This is a genomic window from Knoellia flava TL1, assembly GCF_000768675.1.
Lineage (GTDB): Bacteria > Actinomycetota > Actinomycetes > Actinomycetales > Dermatophilaceae > Knoellia > Knoellia flava.
The window spans coordinates 15,100-34,521 of the sequence record NZ_AVPI01000077.1 but is presented as its reverse complement, the minus strand read 5'-3'; the positions used below and the strand labels follow the sequence as shown (position 1 = coordinate 34,521).

At 71.6% G+C, this 19,422-nt stretch carries 17 protein-coding genes; 4 read left to right on the top strand and 13 right to left on the bottom strand.

From position 1 onward, the window contains the following. Window positions 1–17 precede the first annotated feature (17 nt). The 3 genes from N798_RS16010 to N798_RS16000 all read right to left on the bottom strand — a co-directional run bounded on the left by N798_RS16010 (window position 18) and on the right by N798_RS16000 (window position 5,478). Window positions 18–2,477 carry a GcvT family protein gene (locus N798_RS16010; RefSeq protein WP_035950529.1) on the bottom strand — a complete coding sequence of 820 codons (2,460 nt, stop codon included), beginning with the start codon at window positions 2,475–2,477 and terminating at the stop codon, window positions 18–20. 68 nt (window positions 2,478–2,545) lie between these two features. After that, window positions 2,546–2,761, bottom strand: a complete 216-nt coding sequence (locus tag N798_RS16005) for a hypothetical protein (protein WP_035950526.1) — start codon at window positions 2,759–2,761, stop codon at window positions 2,546–2,548. Next, window positions 2,758–5,478 carry an ATP-binding protein gene (locus N798_RS16000; RefSeq protein ID WP_035950523.1) on the bottom strand — a complete coding sequence of 907 codons (2,721 nt, stop codon included), beginning with the start codon at window positions 5,476–5,478 and terminating at the stop codon, window positions 2,758–2,760. The genes N798_RS16005 and N798_RS16000 overlap by 4 nt, the downstream gene beginning before the upstream one ends. A 170-nt stretch (window positions 5,479–5,648) precedes the next feature. On the opposite strand from N798_RS16000, the gene N798_RS17615 reads away from it, so the two are divergent. Beyond that, complete coding sequence (locus N798_RS17615) at window positions 5,649–6,605, top strand: cyclic nucleotide-binding domain-containing protein (RefSeq protein WP_198030767.1); 957 nt, start codon at window positions 5,649–5,651, stop codon at window positions 6,603–6,605. A gap of 39 nt (window positions 6,606–6,644) precedes the next feature. Here the strand turns inward: N798_RS17615 and N798_RS15990 are convergent, their stop codons facing one another. Both N798_RS15990 and N798_RS15985 read right to left on the bottom strand, forming a co-directional pair. Then, a complete protein-coding gene (locus N798_RS15990; protein WP_035950521.1) occupies window positions 6,645–8,423 on the bottom strand; it encodes a 3-hydroxyacyl-CoA dehydrogenase family protein in 1,779 nt (592 codons plus the stop codon). A gap of 81 nt (window positions 8,424–8,504) precedes the next feature. Continuing rightward, window positions 8,505–8,921, bottom strand: coding sequence for a hypothetical protein (locus N798_RS15985; protein WP_035950518.1), 417 nt, complete (start codon window positions 8,919–8,921; stop codon window positions 8,505–8,507). Window positions 8,922–8,995: 74 nt separating this feature from the next. Between N798_RS15985 and nucS the strand changes: the two genes are divergently transcribed. Next, window positions 8,996–9,691 carry an endonuclease NucS gene (gene nucS, locus N798_RS15980; protein ID WP_035950516.1) on the top strand — a complete coding sequence of 232 codons (696 nt, stop codon included), beginning with the start codon at window positions 8,996–8,998 and terminating at the stop codon, window positions 9,689–9,691. A gap of 12 nt (window positions 9,692–9,703) precedes the next feature. On the opposite strand, the gene N798_RS17610 is transcribed toward nucS, so the two are convergent. Beyond that, window positions 9,704–10,327: a histidine phosphatase family protein gene (locus N798_RS17610; protein ID WP_188450357.1), complete on the bottom strand. Its 624-nt coding sequence runs from the start codon at window positions 10,325–10,327 to the stop codon at window positions 9,704–9,706. 97 nt (window positions 10,328–10,424) lie between these two features. On the opposite strand from N798_RS17610, the gene N798_RS15970 reads away from it, so the two are divergent. Continuing rightward, entirely contained in the window at window positions 10,425–11,723 is a 1,299-nt protein-coding gene (locus N798_RS15970; protein WP_052117457.1) for a GNAT family N-acetyltransferase, read from the top strand. Window positions 11,724–11,737: 14 nt separating this feature from the next. Here N798_RS15970 and N798_RS15965 read toward each other — a convergent pair whose 3' ends face one another. The 3 genes from N798_RS15965 to N798_RS15955 all read right to left on the bottom strand — a co-directional run bounded on the left by N798_RS15965 (window position 11,738) and on the right by N798_RS15955 (window position 15,326). Further along, window positions 11,738–13,756 (bottom strand): protein meaA, encoded by a 2,019-nt coding sequence (locus N798_RS15965; protein ID WP_035950689.1) that lies wholly within the window; start codon window positions 13,754–13,756, stop codon window positions 11,738–11,740. A gap of 142 nt (window positions 13,757–13,898) precedes the next feature. Then, window positions 13,899–14,942, bottom strand: coding sequence for an acyltransferase family protein (locus N798_RS15960; RefSeq protein ID WP_035950514.1), 1,044 nt, complete (start codon window positions 14,940–14,942; stop codon window positions 13,899–13,901). Between the two features lie 21 nt (window positions 14,943–14,963). Next, complete coding sequence (locus N798_RS15955; RefSeq protein WP_229708322.1) at window positions 14,964–15,326, bottom strand: STAS domain-containing protein; 363 nt, start codon at window positions 15,324–15,326, stop codon at window positions 14,964–14,966. Between the two features lie 101 nt (window positions 15,327–15,427). Here N798_RS15955 and N798_RS15950 point away from each other — a divergent pair, with 101 nt between their 5' ends. After that, complete coding sequence (locus N798_RS15950; RefSeq protein WP_035950512.1) at window positions 15,428–16,093, top strand: cob(I)yrinic acid a,c-diamide adenosyltransferase; 666 nt, start codon at window positions 15,428–15,430, stop codon at window positions 16,091–16,093. A gap of 36 nt (window positions 16,094–16,129) precedes the next feature. On the opposite strand, the gene N798_RS15945 is transcribed toward N798_RS15950, so the two are convergent. The 4 genes from N798_RS15945 to N798_RS15930 all read right to left on the bottom strand — a co-directional run bounded on the left by N798_RS15945 (window position 16,130) and on the right by N798_RS15930 (window position 19,353). Next, the gene (locus tag N798_RS15945; protein WP_035950509.1) at window positions 16,130–16,561 is read right to left on the bottom strand and encodes a DUF2550 domain-containing protein; all 432 of its coding nucleotides are present in this window, start codon (window positions 16,559–16,561) and stop codon (window positions 16,130–16,132) included. Between the two features lie 19 nt (window positions 16,562–16,580). Beyond that, complete coding sequence (locus N798_RS15940) at window positions 16,581–16,850, bottom strand: F0F1 ATP synthase subunit epsilon (protein ID WP_035950507.1); 270 nt, start codon at window positions 16,848–16,850, stop codon at window positions 16,581–16,583. A gap of 125 nt (window positions 16,851–16,975) precedes the next feature. Beyond that, on the bottom strand, window positions 16,976–18,439 hold the full coding sequence (gene atpD, locus N798_RS15935; RefSeq protein ID WP_035950505.1) for a F0F1 ATP synthase subunit beta: 1,464 nt from the start codon (window positions 18,437–18,439) through the stop codon (window positions 16,976–16,978). Window positions 18,440–18,450: 11 nt separating this feature from the next. Continuing rightward, complete coding sequence (locus tag N798_RS15930) at window positions 18,451–19,353, bottom strand: F0F1 ATP synthase subunit gamma (protein WP_035950500.1); 903 nt, start codon at window positions 19,351–19,353, stop codon at window positions 18,451–18,453. Between the last annotated feature and the right edge of the window lie 69 nt (window positions 19,354–19,422).

The window sequence follows — 19,422 nt, the reverse complement described above, 5'->3', positions numbered from 1 at the left end:
CCGGCCGGCGCATCGTCTTAGGCCCTCACGCGCGCGCTCGTCGGGTCGTAGAGCGGACGCAGTGAGACCGTCGCCGGCACGCGCGTCCCGGCGACGTCGACCTCCCACGTCCCCTCCTCGAGCCACCCCTTCGTCACCGGCCCGTCACCGGTGACGGACGCGATCCCCACCGCGCCGCCGAGGGTCCAGCCGTAGGACGCCGAGCGCACGTCGCCGACCGCAGAACCGTTGCGCAGCAACACTTCCGCGCCGAACATCAGCGGCTCGGGGTCGGTGAGCAGCACCTGGACGAGCCTGTCGTGGCGCGGGTGCTCGCGCTCGGCGACGACGGCGTCGCGCCCGAAGAAGTCGGTGTCGAGGTCGACGGCGAACCCGAGCCCGGCCATGCCGACCGTGTCGGTGTTGGCGATGTCGTGCCCGTAGTCGCGGTAGGCCTTCTCGAGGCGAAGCGAACCGAGCGCCCGCAACCCGACCGGCAGGAGCCCGTATGCCGTGCCCTCCTCGCGCAGTGCCCTCCAGACCGTGGCCGCGTGCTGGCGCGGGAGATAGAGCTCGTAGCCGAGCTCGCCGACGTAGGTGATGCGGACGCAGAGCACCTCGACGCCGGCGACCGTGATGGTCCGAGCGGTCCGGAAGGGGAACGCCTCGGTCGACAGGTCGGCGTCCGTGAGCGTGGCGAGGAGGTCGCGCGACCGGGGTCCCTGGACGTTGAGCTGCCCGGTGGCCTCGGTGACGTCCTCGATGCTCACGTCGGCATCCCCGACCTGTCGGCGCAGCCACGCGAGGGTGCGCCCGTGAGCGGTGTCGGACGCGACGACGAGGAAGTGCCCCTCCCCCCGCTTCGTCACGGTGAGGTCGGCCTCGATGCCGCCGTCCGGACCGAGCCACTGGGTGTAGGTGATCCGGTCGACCTCGCCGTCGACGTGGCCGGCGCTCACCCGCTCGAGCACGGCACCCGCGTCGGCGCCGGTCACCCGGAACGTCGCCATGAACGACATGTCGATGACCCCGACCGCCTCGCGCACGGCCCGGTGCTCGGCCTCCCACCGCTCGAACCACGGCTGGCGACCCCACGAGGGGGTGAGGTGCGGCGTGCGGCCGTCACCGGCATACCAGTCGGCGCTCTCCCAGCCGGAGACGTCCTTGAGCCTCGCACCGGCGGCGACCATCTCGTCGTGGACGGGCGAGACGAAGGTGCCGCGTCCGGCGATCAGCTCGACGCCCGGCGTGTGGGCGGCATACGTCTTGCCGAGCACCTCGGTGACGCGGTCGCGGCGGTAGTCGCGCTGGAGCTGGTGGGGCCGGAAGCGCGCGACGTCGATCGCGGTGACGTCGACGTCGGGGCGGCCACTCGAGATCCACTGTGCGACAACGCGTCCGAGGCCACCGCTGCTGAGGATCCCGACCGAGTTGAGCCCCGCAGCGACGAAGTAGCCAAGCAGCTCCGGCGCCTCGCCGACGGCCGGCAGCCGGTCGGGGGTGAACGACTCCGGACCGCAGAAGAACGTGCGGACGCCCGCGTCGAGCGTGACGGGTACGCGTGACATCGCGGTCTCGAGCGCCGGCGCCACGCGCTCCCAGTCCGGTGGCAGGGTCCCGAACGAGAAGTTCTCGGGGATGCCGTCGAGACGCCACGGGGCCGCTTCGGGCTCGAAGAGGCCGACCATCATGCCGCCGCCCTCCTCGCGGTAGTAGCCGTAGCGGGCGGGGTCCTCGAAGATCGGCCCGTCGGGGTCGAGGCCGGGGATCGTGTCGGTGATGAGGTAGTAGTGCTCGGCGGCCTGGTTGGGGATGACGACGCCGTGCCGCTCACCCAGCTGGCGGGCCCACATGCCGGTGCAGTTGACGACGACCTCGCACTCGATGTCCCCCGCGCTCGTGCGCACGCCCGTGACGCGCGGCAGCGCGCCGTCGTCACGGGTGACGACGTCGCCGACGCTCACGCCCTCGACGATGCGCACCCCGAGGTTGCGTGCGCCACGGGCGAGCGACATCGTGAGGTCGACCGGGTTGACCCGTCCGTCGCCGGGCACGTGGAAGCCCGCGACGAGCCCGTCCATGTCGGCGTGCGGGAAGAGCGCGGCCATCTCGCTCGGGCCGATCTCGTCGACCTCCAGCCCGAGGCGCCGCTGGAAGGTCGCGACGCGCCGGTACTCCTCGAGGCGGTCGGTGTCGCCCACCGCCTCGATGACGCCGACGGGCCGGAAGCCCGTCGACAGACCCGTCTCGGCCTCGAGCCGCGCGAAGAGCTCGCGCGAGTGGAGCCGGATGTTCGTCAGCGTCTCGCTCGTCGTGCCGAAGCATGTCATGAGGCCGGCGGCGTGCCACGTCGTGCCGCTCGTGAGGCGGTCGCGCTCGACGAGGACGACGTCGGTCACCCCCTCGTGCGCCAGGTGGTAGGCGATCGAGGTGCCGATGACGCCGCCACCGACGATGACGACACGGGCCCGGTCCGGGAGCCGCTGCGCTGCACTCACACGCGGAGGCTACCCAGAGCGGCCATGGCCGTCCGGGTGGCGTGGCCGGTGGGCGACCGGAGGAGTGCTCAGTGCCGCATCTTGAGGAAGTCGTGCAGCGCGCGGGGCACCTTCTCGGGCTTCTCCTTGACCTCGCTCGTGAAGCCGAACATGCCGGCGCCCATGAGCGAACCCTGCAGGTGCGGCGTGAGCTGGCCGGTGCGCTCGGCCTCGAAGGCCTCCTGCTGCTCCTCGGCGCTCAGCGCGTTCCACCACTGGGCGAGCATCGCGTCGTCGTTCGTCATGAGGATCTCCCATCGACTGGTCGGGAGCCGAACGTTATTGACGAACGGTCCGAACGTCCGGCGAACGAGCGGAAACCCCCCGTGTGGGCCACTCCCCGGGCTACTGCGTCCTCGATGCCCAGCGTGGCACCACGGGCGTGTGCCCGGTCCCACTCGACCGGCCCGAGCGCCTCGCGGGCGGGCGCGACGAAGCGGTCGAGGTGACGCTGGTCGGGCTCGGCGCGCGGAATGCCGGCGACCTCGCGCTGCCGGTCCGAGGCTCCGAGGAGGGTGGCCGCGAGCGCCCCCTCGCCCAGGGCGGCCCACACGGACGCGCCCGAGTCGAGGACGTCGAGCGACAGCTCGACGTCGCCGAGGGCCACGGCCTCGTGCGCGACGGCGACGAACTGCTCCCTCGCGGCCTCGGGCCCTTCCGCGTTGAGCAGGGCCGGGATGAGGTTGCACTGGTTGATGGCCACACCCCAGGGGTCGCCGAGGGCGCGGTCTGCCTCGACCGCGCGCCGGGCCGCCACGACGGCGTCGGCGTACTCGCCGGAGTCGAGGTGGATCTGGACGACGTTGCTCAGGGCGATGGCCTCGCGGTGGGTGTCGCCGATCTCGCGCGCGAGGGCAGCGCTGCGCAGGATGAGCTCGCGCGCACCCTCGGTGTCGCCGGCCTCGCGACGGGCCACCCCGAGGCTGTTGGACTCCCTCGACTCGCGGAAGCGGTCACCGATGCGGTGCGCGAGCTCGAGTGCCCTCTCGAGCGCCTGCGAGCCCGTGGACAGGTCGTTCTGCTGGACCGCGAGGATCCCCTTGCCGTGGAGGGCGTCGACGAGTCGTCCGGGGTCGGCGTCGTCGTCCTGCTCGAGGACGACGAGGGCGCGGTCGTGCCACCCTCGTCCCTCGGCGATGTATCCGAAGCGGTACCAGTAGGCGTCCATCGGCTCCAGCAGCGCGAGCCCGACGTCGCGGCGTTCCGGGGTCGTCACCCGTCCCGGCGCCAGGCACCAGCCGAGCGCCGACCGGATGTCCTCCTCGACGGCCTCCATCCGGTCGAGGGCGGTCATCTGGCGGGGACCGGTGAGCAGGGCGCTGATACCCGTGGCGACGTGCAGGCACCACCGCGCGTGGCGGAGACGGACCTCGTCACGCTCGCCGGAGTCGCCGAGGCGGTCTCTCGCGAAGCGCCGGATCGTCTCGAGGAGGAGCACCATCGGCTCCCCGTCGGGTCCCTCGACGATCTCGGCGAGGCTCACGTCGACGAGGTGTGCGACGAGGTCGAGGGGGTCCTCCCCCTCGTCCGCGACGACCACCTGCACCGCGTCGAGCCCGACGCGTCCGGCGAAGACACCGAGCCGGCGCAGGGCCCGCTGGCTGTCGTCGTCGAGGAGGTCCCAGCTCCACGCGATCGTCGCGGCGAGCGTCTGCTGCCGCGAGGACCGGTGCCCGGCGGTGAGCCGGTCGCCGAGGCGGTCGTCGATCCGCGCGAGCAGCGCGCGTGGGCTGAGGAGCTGCGACCGCGCCGCGGCGAGCTCGATCGCGAGCGGGAGGCCGTCGAGGCGCCGGCAGAGGGTGACGACGGTGTCGAGGTTGTCGGGTGTGAGCCGGAAGCTCGGCCGCACCATCCGGGCGCGCTGCTCGAAGAGCTCGACCGCGCCGGTCCGGGCGGAGTCGACGTCGTTCCCGGAGATGGGCGTGGGCACCTCGAGGACGGCGACCGGGTAGAGGTGCTCGTCGACGAGGTGGAGCGGCCGCCGCGACGTCGCGAGCACGGACACCCCGGGTGCCGCGGCGAGGAGGTCCGCGACGACCTGCGCTGCCTCGGGGATCTGCTCGAGGTTGTCGAGGACGAGCAGCGCGGTGCGCTCGGCGAGGAAGCGGCTCACCCGCTCGTGCGGCAGGACCTCGGCGTCGACCGGCGCGCCGACGGCCTCGGAGATGCCCGACCACATGAGCGCGGCCCGGTCGGCCGTGTGGAGCGGGACGAAGATGATCTCGTGCGGGAACCGGTCCTGGAGGTCCCGCGCGACCGCCACCGCGAGCCGGGTCTTGCCCGTGCCACCGGTGCCGGTGAGGGTGACGAGCCGGGCGCGGGTGTCCTCGAGCAGCCCGGTGACGTCGTCCACCTCCCGCTCGCGGCCGATGATCTCGTTCGCGTATGCCGGCAGGTTGGCCTGGGTGCCGAGGCTCCGCAGGGGAGGGTGGTCGCCGGGCAGGCCGGGGGCCGACAGCTCGTAGAGGTGCACCGGCTCCGGCAGGTCCTTGAGCCGGTGGAGGCCGAGGTCCCTCGTCGTGATGTCCTCGGCGGCGTTCGCGGCCAGCGCCTGGGTCGCCGCCGATAGGACGACCTGTCCGCCGCTGGCGGTGGCGGCGATGCGGGCCGCCTGGTGGACGTCGATGCCGATGTAGCCCTCACCGTGGCGCTCCGGCTCGCCGGTGTGCAGGCCCATCCGGACCCGGAGGGGCGAGTCGTCGGGCCACCGGTGCTCGAGCAGCCGCCGCTGGCCCTGCACCGCCGCGAGCACGGCGTGCTGGGCCGAGGTGAAGACGACGAAGAAGCTGTCTCCCTCGGTGCCCATCTCGCGGCCGTCGTGCTCGGCGAAGGTCGCCCGCAGGATCTCGCGGTGTGCCGTGAGGGCCTCGCCCCAGCGCGCGCCGAGACGCTGGAGCATCGAGGTCGACCCCTCGATGTCGCTGAAGAGCAGGGTGAGGGTCCCGCCCGGCAGGGAAGGCATGACGCCAGTATGTCCGCTGGTCAGGGCGCTGTCTGCCGGATTTCCGTGACCTCCGGACAGCCCGACCGGGTCTTTGTATCGTGGGCGGACAGGCGATGTCCGTGAGACGTGGAGGCCGGATGCGACTCGAGGGAGCCGTCACATCGGTGTCGTGGATTCCGAGCGAGTCCGTGACCGGATCGGTCTACCGCGTCCCCTTCGAAGTGGGCTTCGCGCACTACGACGCCCCACCGCCGGACCACCTCGACGACGTCGACTCGCTGCTCGCCGCCGACCGGGCCCGCTTCTGCAACCGGCTGAGCGCCTGGATCGAGGTCGAGGACGGGCGGGTCGTCGACCACGGCCACGACGGCTCCGGCGCGATCGGATCGACGACGGTGCGGCTCGGGCCCAAGGACCTCACGTTCGCCGCGATGGCCCTGCCCGATCGCCGGCGTGCCGAGCCCATCGGCGACACGGCGGTGCGTTTCGAGCAGACTGCCGGCGGGCGCACCGGAGTGCCCGCTCCCCGGCGGGTGAGCCACCCGCCCTACCTCCAGTACCTCGCCCCCACCGCGTGGACGACCCTCGCCCTCACCCTCCACGCCGACGGCCGCCGCGAGATGGAGCTCGTCGGCGCGAGCCCCTTCCCCCGGCACTGGGTCTACGACGCCGAGGGCCGGCTCACGTCGAAGTCTGCGACGATCGACTACCCGCGGTGGAGCACCGAGGCGTTCGGACGGCATACGCCGTGGGGTGACACCGACTCCCCCGCGTTCGTCAGCGAGGTGGAGAGCGCCCTCGAGCGCGAGCTGTCGGTGCGGATCATGCGCTCCGGCACCACGCCGCAGTCGCGCCGGCTCGAGGCGGGGGAGCGCCTCACCACCCAGGGCGAGGCCGCGGACGAGCTCTACCTCCTCCTCGACGGCATGCTCGCGGTCGACGTCGACGGCGAGACCCTGGCCGAGATCGGGCCCGGTGCCGTCCTCGGCGAGCGGGCCGTCCTCGAGTCCGGCCGCCGGACCGCCTCGCTCACCGCCCTCACCGCGTGCCGGGTCGCGGTCGCCGCGCGCGACGCGATCGACGTCGACGCGCTCCGGGAGCTCTCGGCGGGCCACCGACGCGAGGACGCCCCACCCGAAGGGTGAGGCGTCCGGTCGCGCCGAGCGTGCGGGGCGTGCGGGGCGTCAGGCGTAGGTGCGGAACCCGCGGCCCGTCTTGCGGCCGAGGTAGCCGGCGGTGACGAGGTGCTCGAGCAGCGGCGCCGGTGCGTAGCCCGGCTCGCGGAACTCGGTGTAGAGCTCGCGCTCGATGGCGAGCGAGACGTCGAGCCCGACGACGTCGAGCAGCTCGAACGGACCCATCGGCAGGCCACAGCCCGTCTTCATGGCCGTGTCGATGTCGTCGGCGCTCGCGTAGTTCGCCGACAGCATCTTGATGGCGTCGTTGAGGTAGGGGAAGAGCAGTGCGTTGACGATGAAGCCCGAGCGGTCGCCGCACGTCACCGGGTGCTTGCCGATCTCGCGGCACAGCTCCTGGATCGTCGCGACGACGTCCTCGCCGGTCGACACGGTGTGCACGACCTCGACGAGCTTCATGACCTGGGCGGGGTTGAAGAAGTGCATCCCGACGACGTCCTCGGGACGCGAGGTCACCTTGGCGCAGTCGATGATCGGCAGCGACGAGGTCGTCGTGGCGAGGATGGCGCCGGGCTTGCAGATCTTGTCGAGCTCGGCGAAGAGCTCCTGCTTGAGGTCGAGGTCCTCGGCGATGGCCTCGACGACGAGGTCGACCTCGGCGAGGTCGGAGCGCGAGGTGGACGGGTGGAGACGCGAGAGGAGTGCGTCGGCCTCCTCCCGGGTGGCCCGCCCCTTCTCGACGGCGCGCGCCTGCGACTTCTCGATCGCGGTGCGGACGCCGGTGAGCCGCTCCTCGGTGCGCGCGACGTAGGTGACCTGCTTGCCGGCCCTGGCGAACACCTCGATGATGCCGGTCGCCATCGTGCCGGAGCCGACGACGCCGACCGAGCTCACCTCGCGCAGCGTCACGCCCTCGGCGTGGCCGGTGACCGGTGTCTGCGCGTCGGCGATGACCTCGGGCGAGCCGGCAGCGGCATAGGTGTAGAAGCCGCGTCCCGTCTTGCGACCCTTGAGCCCCGCGGAGACCATCTGCTTGATGATCGGGCTCGGTGCGTGGAGCCGGTCGCGCCCCTGCTTGTACATCGTGTCGAGGATCTCGTATGCCGTGTCGAGGCCGATGAGGTCGAGCAGCGCGAGCGGACCCATCGGGTAGCCGCAGCCGAGCTTCATCGCGGCGTCGATGTCCTCGCGCGTGGCGTAGCGGCTCTCGAACATCGAGACCGCGTGGTTGAGGTAGCCGAAGAGCAGCGCGTTGGCGATGAACCCGGCCTTGTCGCCGACGATGACCGGCTTCTTGCCGAGCCGCTCGGCGAGCGCCTTGACGTCCTCGAAGACGTCGTCGGCGGTGATGACGGTGCGGATGACCTCGACGAACTGGAGGACCGGCGCCGGGTTGAAGAAGTGCATGCCGACGACGCGCATCGGGGTGCTCGTCGAGGCCGCGATCTCGGTGACCGGCAACGACGAGGTGTTCGTCGCGAGGATCGCGTCCTTGGCGACGATGCCGTCGAGCTCGGCGAAGATCTCCTTCTTGAGGTCGAGGTGCTCCGGCACGGCCTCGACGACGAGCTGGCAGTCGGCGAGCGCCTCGAAGCTCGTTGCATAGGTCACGTGCCCGTGGAGGGCGTCGTGGGAGGCCTGGTCGATCTTGCCGCGCTCGAGCGCGCGACCGGTCGACTTCGCGAGGAACGAGCGCCCACGCTCGACGGACGCATCGTCGGCGTCGACCGCGACGACGTCGATCCCGTTGCGCGCGAACACCTCCACGATTCCGGCACCCATGGTGCCCAGTCCGATGACGCCTACCCTGGTGAACTCGCGTGACATGGTCGGAATCCTCCCAGACCCCGTATGCCGTGTGGACCGCCTCCCGGGGTGAGAGTCCTCACCGTGAGTGGGGGCCGCCGCTCACCAGGTGAAGCCGGACCCCATGAGCGCGGACTCGGTCTCGAACCGCTCGCGGGCGCTCATCCCGCTCGACACGCCCTCGGCCACGGGCACCCCGAGCTCGCGACAGGCGCGCAGCAGCCCGTCGTCGTAGGCGAGCAGCGCCGCCCGCTGGTGCAGGGCCTTGGCCGGTCGCGCGCTCTCGGTGACGGTGCGCAGCTGCTCGGAGAGCCGGCGCAGGTGGGCGGCGAGGACGTCGGGCTCCACCGGCTCGGGGGCCGGCAGACGCGAGTCGCGCCACGCCTCCCACCGGTCGGAGAGCGCGTCGTAGGGGCGCGGGGCGTGACCGGTCGTCGCGTAGCGCAGCACGGCATACGCGGCGTCGAAGGCGACGACGACGCCGGCAGTGGCTGCGACGTAGAGCGGCAGGTAGCTCACGGGACTTCCCTCTCCACCACGAGTCTGCGCCCGGCCCGGCGGTCGGGGCAAGGGCAGACCGTTAGGGTGACCCGGTGCGAGTGGTGATTGCGACGTGCAGTGTCGACTACGACGGGCGGCTGACGGCCCACCTCCCCCTCGCGACCCGGTTGCTCATGGTCAAGGCCGACGGCTCGGTGCTCATCCACTCCGACGGCGGCTCCTACAAGCCGCTCAACTGGATGTCGCCGCCCTGCGCGATGGCCGAGGTCGACCCCGACGAGTCCGAGGTCGCCGACGGGGTCACGGCCGTCTGGGTCGTCCAGCACGCCAAGTCCGAGGACCGCCTCCGGGTGCGCCTGCACGAGGTCCACAGCGACACGAGCCACGACCTCGGCGTCGACCCGGGGCTCGTCAAGGACGGCGTCGAGGCCCACCTGCAGAAGCTCCTCGCCGAGCACATCACCACGCTCGGCGACGGCTGGACCCTGACCCGCCGCGAGTACATGACCCCGATCGGCCCCGTCGACATCCTCTGCAAGGACGCCTCGGGTGCCACCGTCGCGGTCGAGATCAAGCGACGCGGCGAGATCGACGGCGTCGAGCAGCTCACCCGCTACCTCGAGCTCATGAACCGCGACCCCCATCTCGCACCCGTGACCGGCATCTTCGCTGCCCAGCAGATCAAGCCGCAGGCGCGCACCCTCGCCGAGGACCGCGGGATCCGGTGCGTCGTGCTCGACTACGACGACCTCAAGGGCATCGACAACAGCGAGCACCGGCTCTTCTGACGCACCCGCTCGTCAGACCACCGAACGGTCGGTGCTGCCCGGCCACGAGACGACGGTGACGTCGTCCGCGTCGACGAGGACCTCGGCGACCGCGCAGTTGGGCAGGTAGAGCTGCTCGGCGAGGTCGCTGCGCACGTTGCGCCCCATCCGCGGGACCGCGAAGGACATCACCCCGCCGTGCGTGAAGACGAGCACCGTCTCGCCGCGGTGGAGGTCGGCGATCTCCTCGAGGGCGGAACGGTAGCGGTCGAGGACGGCCCGGCCGCTCTCCCCGCCGGGGACGACGGTGCCGAGGTGGCCGGCCTTCCAGGCCTCGAAGACCCCGAGCAGCTCGGCGTCGTCGTGCTCGCGGCCCGCGAGCGCACCGACGGAGAACTCCTCCAGACCGTCGACGACGCGCGACCCGACACCGAGCGCCTCGGCGGCGACGACCCCGGACTCCACCGCCCGCTGCAGCCGGCTCGTGTAGACGGCCGCGACGTTGCGCGAGCGCAGCGAGTCGGCCAGCTCGAGCACCTGGGCGCGGCCAGTGTCGGTGAGCCAGCCGCCGTCGTCGGAGAGCACGGCCGGGTGCGGGTAGCCGGCGTCGCCGTGCCGCGCCACGAGCAGGGTCGCCGGGCAGTGCAGGTCGCTCACCCGCCCACCTTCCCACGTCGCCCCGACCACGAGCCCGTATGCCGTCCGCCCACGAATCCGGTCGACAGCGCCGCGACGCGGCTGGTTGGCTGACGGCGTGAGCTCCGACACCAACACCGACACCGGCAACGGCGACCTCGACGTCGTCACCCTCGACCTGCACGACGAGTCCGAGGACACCCGCGCCCGCGTGCGCGGGTGGGTGGAGGCGGTCCACCGCTCGTTCCACGAGCAGACCCCGAGCGAGGAGCACCTCGAGAAGTGGCTCGGGGTCCAGCGAGGCGAGGGCGCGGTCCTGCGCGGGATCTGGGAGCAGCCGGACCTCCCGCTCGCCGGGCCGATCCCGGTCGCGACGTTCGGCTACTTCGACAAGCACCTCAACACCGGTGCCTCGATGCTCCTCGTGCGGATGGTCACCGACGTCACGGTCTCACCGACCCACCGTCGTCGCGGCCTCATGCGCCGGCTCATGACCGAGCACCTCGACGAGGCGGCGCGCGACGGCCTCGCCGTCGCCGTCCTCACGGCGTCGGAGGGCTCGATCTACCAGCGCTTCGGCTTCGGCGTGGCCACGAGCGAGCAGTCGGTGCGCATCGACACCTCCGCGAAGTTCCGGCTGCGGCGTCCGGTTGACGACGGTGGCCGGGTCGTCCTCGTCGAGGCGAGCTCGGGCTGGGACTCGATGCGGACGGCATACGGGCGCTTCCACGAGGCGACCCGGGGCAGCCTCGAACGGCCCGGCTACTACGAGACGTGGCTGCGCGGCTACGACTGGGAGGACCAGAGCGAGAACCGCGCCCAGCGCATCGCGGTCCGGCTCGACGCCGACGGCCAGCCGGACGGCTTCGTCGTCTGGGCCGTCAAGGAGGTCGACGACGCCTACGAGGTGGGCGTGCGCGACCTCATCGGCGTCACCCCGCAGGCGCGCCTGGCGCTCTGGCAGTTCGTCGCCGACATCGACCTCGCCGAGGTCGCCGTGGCCAACACCCCGAACCTCGACCCGCTCCCGCTCGCGCTCGTGGACCACCGGGTTGTGCGGGTGCGCCAGCGACCCGACCACGTCTGGGTCCGGGTGCTCGACGTTCCGGCGGCGCTCGCCGCGCGACCGTGGTTCGCCGACGACGTGCTCGTGGTGCGGGTGCGCGACCCGCTCCGGCACGCCGACGGGCTCTTCACCGTCGGGGTCGCCGACGGCCGCGCCGACGTGACTGCGGCCGAGGACACCGTGGCCGACGTCGAGCTCGACGTCGAGACGCTGGGCGCGCTCTACCTCGGCGGCGTCCGGGTCCAGGGCCTCGTCGACGCCGGGCGGGTCACCGGCTCACCCGACGCGCTCGAGCGGTTCGCGGCCATGGCCGACGGGGGTCCGATGCCTCGCTGCGCGACCCACTTCTGACCCCCGCGCAGGCGTCAGACCGGGGTCGGCTCCGCCGTCTCCGTATGCCGTGACTCGCGGATGACGTCGACGAACCTGCTCATAATGTCGTTGAGCCCGAAGTCCTTCGGGGTGAAGACCTCGGCCACCCCGAGGGCCTTGAGCCGGGTGGCGTCGGACTCGGGGATGATGCCTCCGACGATGACCGGGATGTCGCCGGCGCCGGCCTCGCGGAGGCGTTCGAGCACCTCGGGGACGAGCTCCATGTGCGAACCCGACAGGATCGAGATGCCGACGAGGTGGACGTCCTCGGACACGGCGGCGGCCACGATCTGCTCGGGCGTGAGCCGGATGCCCTGGTAGATCACCTCGAAGCCGGCGTCGCGCGCCCGCACCGCGATCTGCTCGGCGCCGTTGGAGTGGCCGTCGAGACCGGGCTTGCCGACGAGGACGCGCAGGGTCTCGCCGAGCTCGTCGCGCAGCTCGGCGACGCGCGTCCGGACCGCGGCGAGCTCGGTCCCGGCCGCACCGCCGGTGAGACCGACCGAGCCGGTGACCCCGGTCGGCGCCCGGAACTCGCCGAACACGTCACGCAGGGCCTGGGCCCACTCCCCCGTCGTCACCTCGGCGCGGGCGCACTCGAGCGAGGCCTCCATGAGGTTCTCGTCGGTGGCCGCGACCTCGCGCAGCCGGGTGAGTGCCGCGGCCGCGCGGTCGCGGCGGGCGGGGTCGGCGTCGCGCTGCTCGCGCCACTCGCGCACCGCCGAAGCCGCCGCCGACTCGACGCCGGCATCGACGGTCTGGATGGCCGTGTCGAGGTCGGCGGTGAGCGGGTTGGGCTCGGTCGTCTCGAACCTGTTGACGCCGACGATGACGTCCTCACCCGCCTCGATGCGCTGGCGGCGCAGGGCGTGCGAGGCGACGAGGGCCGACTTCATGTAGCCGCTCTCGACGGCGGCGACCGCGCCGCCCATCTGCTGCACGCGGTCGATCTCGGCCTTGGCACCGGCGACGAGCTCGGCGACCTTGGCCTCGACGACGGTCGACCCGGTGAAGAGGTCGTCGTACTCGAGCAGGTCGGACTCGAAGGCGAGGACCTGCTGCATGCGGAGAGACCACTGCTGGTCCCACGGGCGCGGGAGGCCGAGCGCCTCGTTCCACGCCGGCAGCTGGACCGCCCGTGCCCGGGCGTCCTTCGAGAGCGTGACGGCGAGCATCTCGAGAACGATGCGCTGGACGTTGTTCTCGGGCTGGGCCTCGGTCAGCCCGAGCGAGTTGACCTGCACGCCGTAGCGGAAGCGGCGCTGCTTGGCGTCGGTGACGCCGTAGCGCTCACGGGTCAGCTCGTCCCAGAGCTCGACGAAGGCGCGCATCTTGCACATCTCCTCGACGAAGCGCACCCCCGCGTTGACGAAGAACGAGATGCGGGCGACGACCTCGCCGAACCGCTCCTGAGGCACCTGCCCTGCGTCGCGCACCGCGTCGAGGACGGCGATCGCCGTCGACATCGCGTAGGCGATCTCCTGCACGGGCGTCGCGCCGGCCTCCTGCAGGTGGTAGCTGCAGATGTTGATCGGGTTCCACTTGGGGATCTCGGCGACGGTGTAGCTCACCATGTCGGTGATGAGCCGCAACGACGGCGCCGGCGCGAAGACATAGGTCCCGCGCGAGAGGTACTCCTTGATGATGTCGTTCTGGGTCGTCCCCGCGAGCGCCTTGACGACGGTGGCCGGGTCCTCGCCCGCGGCTTCGGCCTGCTCCTCTGCGGCAACCTGGTACATCGCGAGCAGCCACATCGCCGTGGCGTTGATCGTCATCGAGGTGTTCATCTGGCCGAGCGGGATCTGGTCGAAGAGCGCCCGCATGTCACCGATGTGCGAGATCGGCACACCGACCTTGCCGACCTCGCCGCGCGCCAGCACGTGGTCGGGGTCGTAGCCGGTCTGCGTCGGCAGGTCGAAGGCGACGGAGAGCCCGGTCTGACCCTTCTCGAGGTTGCGGCGGTAGAGCGCGTTCGACGCCGCGGCGCTGGAGTGGCCGGCATACGTGCGCATGACCCAAGGACGGTCGCGCTCGGGGCGAGCGGGAGCGGCAGCGTCGGGAGCGGCGTCGGGGGCTGCAGGGCGGTCGTCGGCCATGTCGGCGACGCTACCCGCGGGCCAGCAGACGAGACAGGGTCTCAGGCGGTGAGAGTGCTCACGCAGTGTCGGCCGTCACGAGGGGCCGCCGGGAGGGCGAGATGGCGTCGAGGAGCACCTCCAGCGGACCTCGTCCGACGAACCGCGCCCATGCCAACGCGGCGGCCACGCTGACCGTGACGAAGAGGACGAACGGCAGCCAGCCGCCGTCCGGGAACGCGGGGATGACCGGCACGAGCAGCGCCACGTGCGCCACGTAGAGCGAGAGCGCGACCGTGCCCACGGCCGCGAGCGGACCGAGGACGACGTGCCGCACTCCCCGCGCCTCGCCACCGATCCACACCGCCATGACGAGCCCGTATGCCGCGAGCGCGAGGCCGTTCTCCTGGAGCTGGTCCGTGTGGTCGCCGGAGAAGACGACGGGGTGGCCGAGCAGGTCCGCCGCGAAGCTCGCCCAGACGAGCGCGAGACCGCCCATGAGGCACCACCACGACGTCCGCTCGTCGCGCAGCCCGCGGCGGGCGAGCACCGCGCCGACGAGGAAGAGCGGGAGCAGGGACAGCACCCGGTAGTGGGTGTTGAGGACGAGCCACTCGACCACCGGGTTGCCGGCCCACGTGGCCGTCGGCGCCGCGCCACCAGCCTCGCCACCGGCCGCCCTCGTCACGGCCTCGATGACCGACGGGGCGACGAGGAGCAGGACGACCGCGATGCCGAGGAGCCAGCGCGAGCCGAGCAGGAGCAGCGGCGTTCCGACGATGACGAGCAGCCCGAGGATGTGGAGGACGACCGCGACCCAGTGGTCGAGCTGCTCCAGCCCGACGCCGAGGGCGATGAGCGCAACGCCGCGGACAGCGGCCCGGGCGAGCCCCCGCGCGACCGACGGCCCCGGGAGGACGAGACCCGCCGCGGCACCCATGACGAGGGCGAAGAGCGGCGAGGCGAGGTCGTTGACCTGGAGGAGCAGGAACGTCGCCCCCTCGGAGAGGCGGTCGCTGACGAAGGGCAGGGCGTGGGCGACCACCATCGCGACGACGGCGAGGCCACGGGCGGCGTCGAGCCCGAGCAGCCTGGCGGGCGGCGGCGCCGGTGGTGTCGTCACCCCGACAGCGTGGCAGACGGGTCAGCCGGCGGCGGGAGCGACCGCCGCGTGGGCGGGGTCGACGTGTCCGACGACGTGGCTCATCCGAGCGCGGCGGAGCAGGCGGTGGGTGCGGTCGTCGGCGTCGACGATGCAGAAGGCGCGCGAGCCGCGACGGGCCCGCCGCAGGCACTCGACGATGACGCCGAACCCGGTGGCGTCGCCGATCTCGCACTCGGCGAGGTCGAGCAGGAGGTCGTCCGTGCCGTCGTCGACGATCCGGTGCAGGACCATCCGCAGGTCGGGGACAGAGTGGACGTCGAGGCGCCCGCGCAGCGAGACATGGTGACCGGACGCGTCACGGTGCTCGTCGAGCGTGACGATCTGGTGTCGACGGTGGGCCACGTTGCCCCCCTTTCCTCTGGCGTCCATTGAACGCGGCCCTCCCCACACCCCGGGCATGCCACCGGTAAAGAGTCGGTCAAGGTATCTGGCAGGCTCGGGCCATGGTCAACCTCACCCGCATCTACACCCGGACCGGCGACGACGGCACCACCGGGCTCGGGGACTTCAGCCGCACCCGCAAGACCGACCCGCGCCTCGCCGCCTACGCCGACGTCAACGAGGCCAACGCGGTCATCGGCGTCGTCCTCGCGACCGGCTCCCTCGACGACGACGTCCGGGCCATCCTCGGGCGGGTGCAGAACGACCTCTTCGACGTCGGCGCCGACCTCTCGACCCCGCTCGTCGAGAATCCCGAGTACCCGCCGCTGCGGGTCCGGCGTGAGTGGGTCGACGAGCTCGAGGCCGACTGCGACACCCAGAACGCCAGGCTCGAGAAGCTGCGGTCGTTCATCCTCCCCGGCGGCACCGTCGCCGCAGCCCACCTCCACCAGGCGACGACCGTCGTCCGTCGCGCCGAGCGCGCGACGTGGGCGGCCATCGAGACCCACGGCACCGACGTCGGGACGGCCAAGGGCGAGGGCGGCGTCAACCCGACAGCCGCGGCCTACCTCAACCGCCTGTCGGACCTGCTCTTCATCCTCGCCCGAGTCGCCAACCTCGGGGCCGGTGGCGACGTGCTCTGGCAGCCCGGCGGCGGCCGTGCCGAGGCACCGGTCAAGCGCCCGGCCGTCCCGGCCGACGACGACCCGATGGACGACGACGACTGACGAGCGGTCGGGCGGCGCGGCGCGGGGCCGCCTCGCTCAGGCGACGTTGACGTTGTAGCCCGGCGGCGAGCTCTCGAGCCAGGCCCGCACGGCGGTGTAGGCGGCTGGGCTCATGGCGAGCTCCCAGTCGTGCGAGGACGAGCGACCGGTGACGCTCACGGCGTCCGGCGGCAGGCCCGGCACGGCGTCACCGAGCCGCTGCGGCGCGCCGAGGTCGAGCTCGTGGCGCACCCACGAGTGCGCCGGCCGGGGGGACGGACCGACCACCGAGAACCAGTCGAGCCGGTCGCCCGAGATCCGGGCCAGACCGAGGCGCCACCGGCTGTGCTGTCCGGCGCTGATCGCGCAGAGCAGCAGCGGCTTGCCACCGGCGATCCACCGCCGGCGCAGCCAGACGTAGACGATGAACGCCACCATGAGGGCGAGCGTCACCGCGAGCACCAGCTCGACGGCGACGATCGGCGTCATGTCGTGACCAGACCCTGCGTCAGCTCTTGAGGCCCGAGGCGTCGACGGCCTCGGCGAGGATCGTCACGCGGTCGTGGTCGACGGAGAGGAACCCACCGTCGATCTTCGCCGAGCGGACACCACCCTCACCGTGGATCTTGACCTCGCCCTCGACGAGCACGCCGAGGATGGGGGTGTGGCCGGGCATGATGCCGAGCTCGCCCTCGATGGAACGGGCACTGACCTGGCTCGCCTCGCCCTCCCAGACCTTGCGGTCCGCGGCGACGAGTTCGACCTGCAGCTGGCTCACGTGTTCCTCCGGGAAGTGGTGTGGAGATGGAGTCTACCGGCGGCGGAGGAGTGCCTCCGACGCGGTGTGCCGCAGGGCCGACACCGCGCGCGGCATCGGCCCTGCGAATCGTGCACGACGAAAGGTCAGAGGTTCTTCTGGATCTCTGCCCACTGGCGCTCGACGTCGTCGAGGCCACCGCACATGAAGAACGCCTGCTCGGCGACGTGGTCGTACTCGCCGTCGGCGATCTTGGTGAAGGCCTCGATCGTGTCGGCCAGCGGGACCGTCGAGCCCTCGATGCCGGTGAACTGCTTGGCGACATAGGTGTTCTGCGACAGGAACCGCTGGATGCGACGGGCGCGGTTGACGAGGATCTTGTCCTCCTCGGACAGCTCGTCGATGCCGAGGATCGCGATGATGTCCTGCAGCTCCTTGTTGCGCTGGAGGATCTGCTTGACGCGGACCGCGGTGTCGTAGTGCTCGTTGCTGATGTAGCGACGGTCGAGGATGCGCGACGTCGAGGTCAGCGGGTCCACGGCGGGGTAGATGCCGAGCGACGCGATCTCACGGGAGAGCTCGGTCGTCGCGTCGAGGTGCGCGAACGTCGTGGCCGGGGCCGGGTCGGTGTAGTCGTCGGCCGGCACGTAGATCGCCTGCATCGAGGTGATCGAGTGGCCACGCGTCGAGGTGATGCGCTCCTGGAGGACGCCCATCTCGTCGGCGAGGGTGGGCTGGTAGCCCACCGCGGACGGCATACGGCCGAGGAGGGTGGAGACCTCGGAACCGGCCTGCGTGAAGCGGAAGATGTTGTCGATGAAGAGGAGCACGTCCTGCTTCTGGACGTCGCGGAAGTACTCGGCCATCGTCAGGGCCGAGAGGGCGACGCGCAGACGCGTGCCCGGCGGCTCGTCCATCTGGCCGAAGACGAGGGCGGTCTGGCCGAGGACGCCGGCCTCCTCCATCTCCGCCATGAGGTCGTTGCCCTCACGGGTGCGCTCACCGACACCGGCGAACGTCGAGACACCACCGTGGTCGCGGGCGACGCGGGCGATCATCTCCTGGATGAGCACGGTCTTGCCGACGCCGGCACCACCGAAGAGGCCGATCTTGCCACCCTGGACGTAGGGGGTGAGCAGGTCGATGACCTTGATGCCCGTCTCGAACATCTGGGTCTTGGACTCGAGCTGGTCGAAGGCGGGCGCCTTGCGGTGGATGCCCCAGCGCTCGGTGACCTCGAGGGTCTCGCCCTCGGCGAGGTCGAGGACGTCACCGGTGGCGTTGAAGACGTGGCCGAGGGTCGCGTCGCCGACGGGCACGGTGATCGGGCCGCCGGTGTCCTGGACCTTCGAGCCGCGGACGAGGCCGTCGGTCGGCTGGAGGGAGATGGCGCGGACCATGTTGTCGCCGATGTGCTGGGCGACCTCGAGGTTGATGTTCTTGTTCTCGCCGCCGAGCTCGACGTTCGTCGTCAGCAGGTTGTACTGCTCCGGCATCTGGCCGACGGGGAACTCGATGTCGACGACCGGGCCGATGATGCGGGAGATCCGGCCGATGCCGCCGGGCTCCGGTGCGACGTACGCCGTGTTCTCACTGACAGTGGCAGTCATGGGTATCTCTCTCACTTGCTCTCGGCCAGGGCGCTCGCGCCACCGACGATTTCGCTGATCTCTTGGGTGATCTCGGCCTGACGGGCCTGATTGGCCAGCCGGGTGTACTTCTTGACGAGCTCCTCGGCGTTGTCCGTCGCGGACTTCATCGCGCGCTGGCGCGCGGCGAGCTCGGAGGCCGCGGCCTGGAGCATCGCGTTGAACAGGCGCGAGTTGACGTACTTCGGGAGCAGGGCGTCGAGGACCTCCTCGACGTTGGGCTCGAACTCGTAGAGCGGGAAGAGCTCACCCTCGGCGGGGGGCTCGGTGCCCTCGACGATCTCGAGCGGCAGGAGGCGGATGACCTCGGGCTCCTGGGTGACCATGGAGACGAAGCGCGAGTAGACGATGTGCACCTCGTCGACGCCGCCCTCGGCCTCGGTGTCCTTGAGGAAGTCGTCGACGAGTCGGATCCCGATCTCGCGGGCCCGCTCGAACGCCGGTTTCTCCGAGTCGCCGGTCCAGTCGGCGGCGAACTCACGGCCACGGAAGCTGTAGTAGCCGACGGCCTTGCGGCCGAGGAGGTAGGGAACGGCCTCCTTGCCCTCGTCGCGCAGACGGGCGATGAGGCGCTCGGACTCCTTGAGCACCGACGAGCTGTAGGCGCCGGCGAGGCCACGGTCGGAGGTGATGATGACGACCGCCGCGCGGGTCACCTTCTCCTTCTCGGTCGTGAGGACGTGCTCCTCGTTGGAGAACGTGGCGACCGCCGACACCGCACGGGTGATCGCCCGCGCGTAGGGGGTCGACTCGCGCACGGCCTGCTGGGCCTTGACGACGCGCGCCGCGGCCATGAGCTCCATGGCCCGCGTGATCTTCTTCGTCGCGCTGACGGAGCGGATGCGCTGCCGGTACTCCCGGATCTGCGCTCCCATAGGTTTCCGCCTTCCTTGGTTTCTGGTGCTGCTCTGCGAAAAGTTCGTATGCCGTCCGGCCGCCCGTCG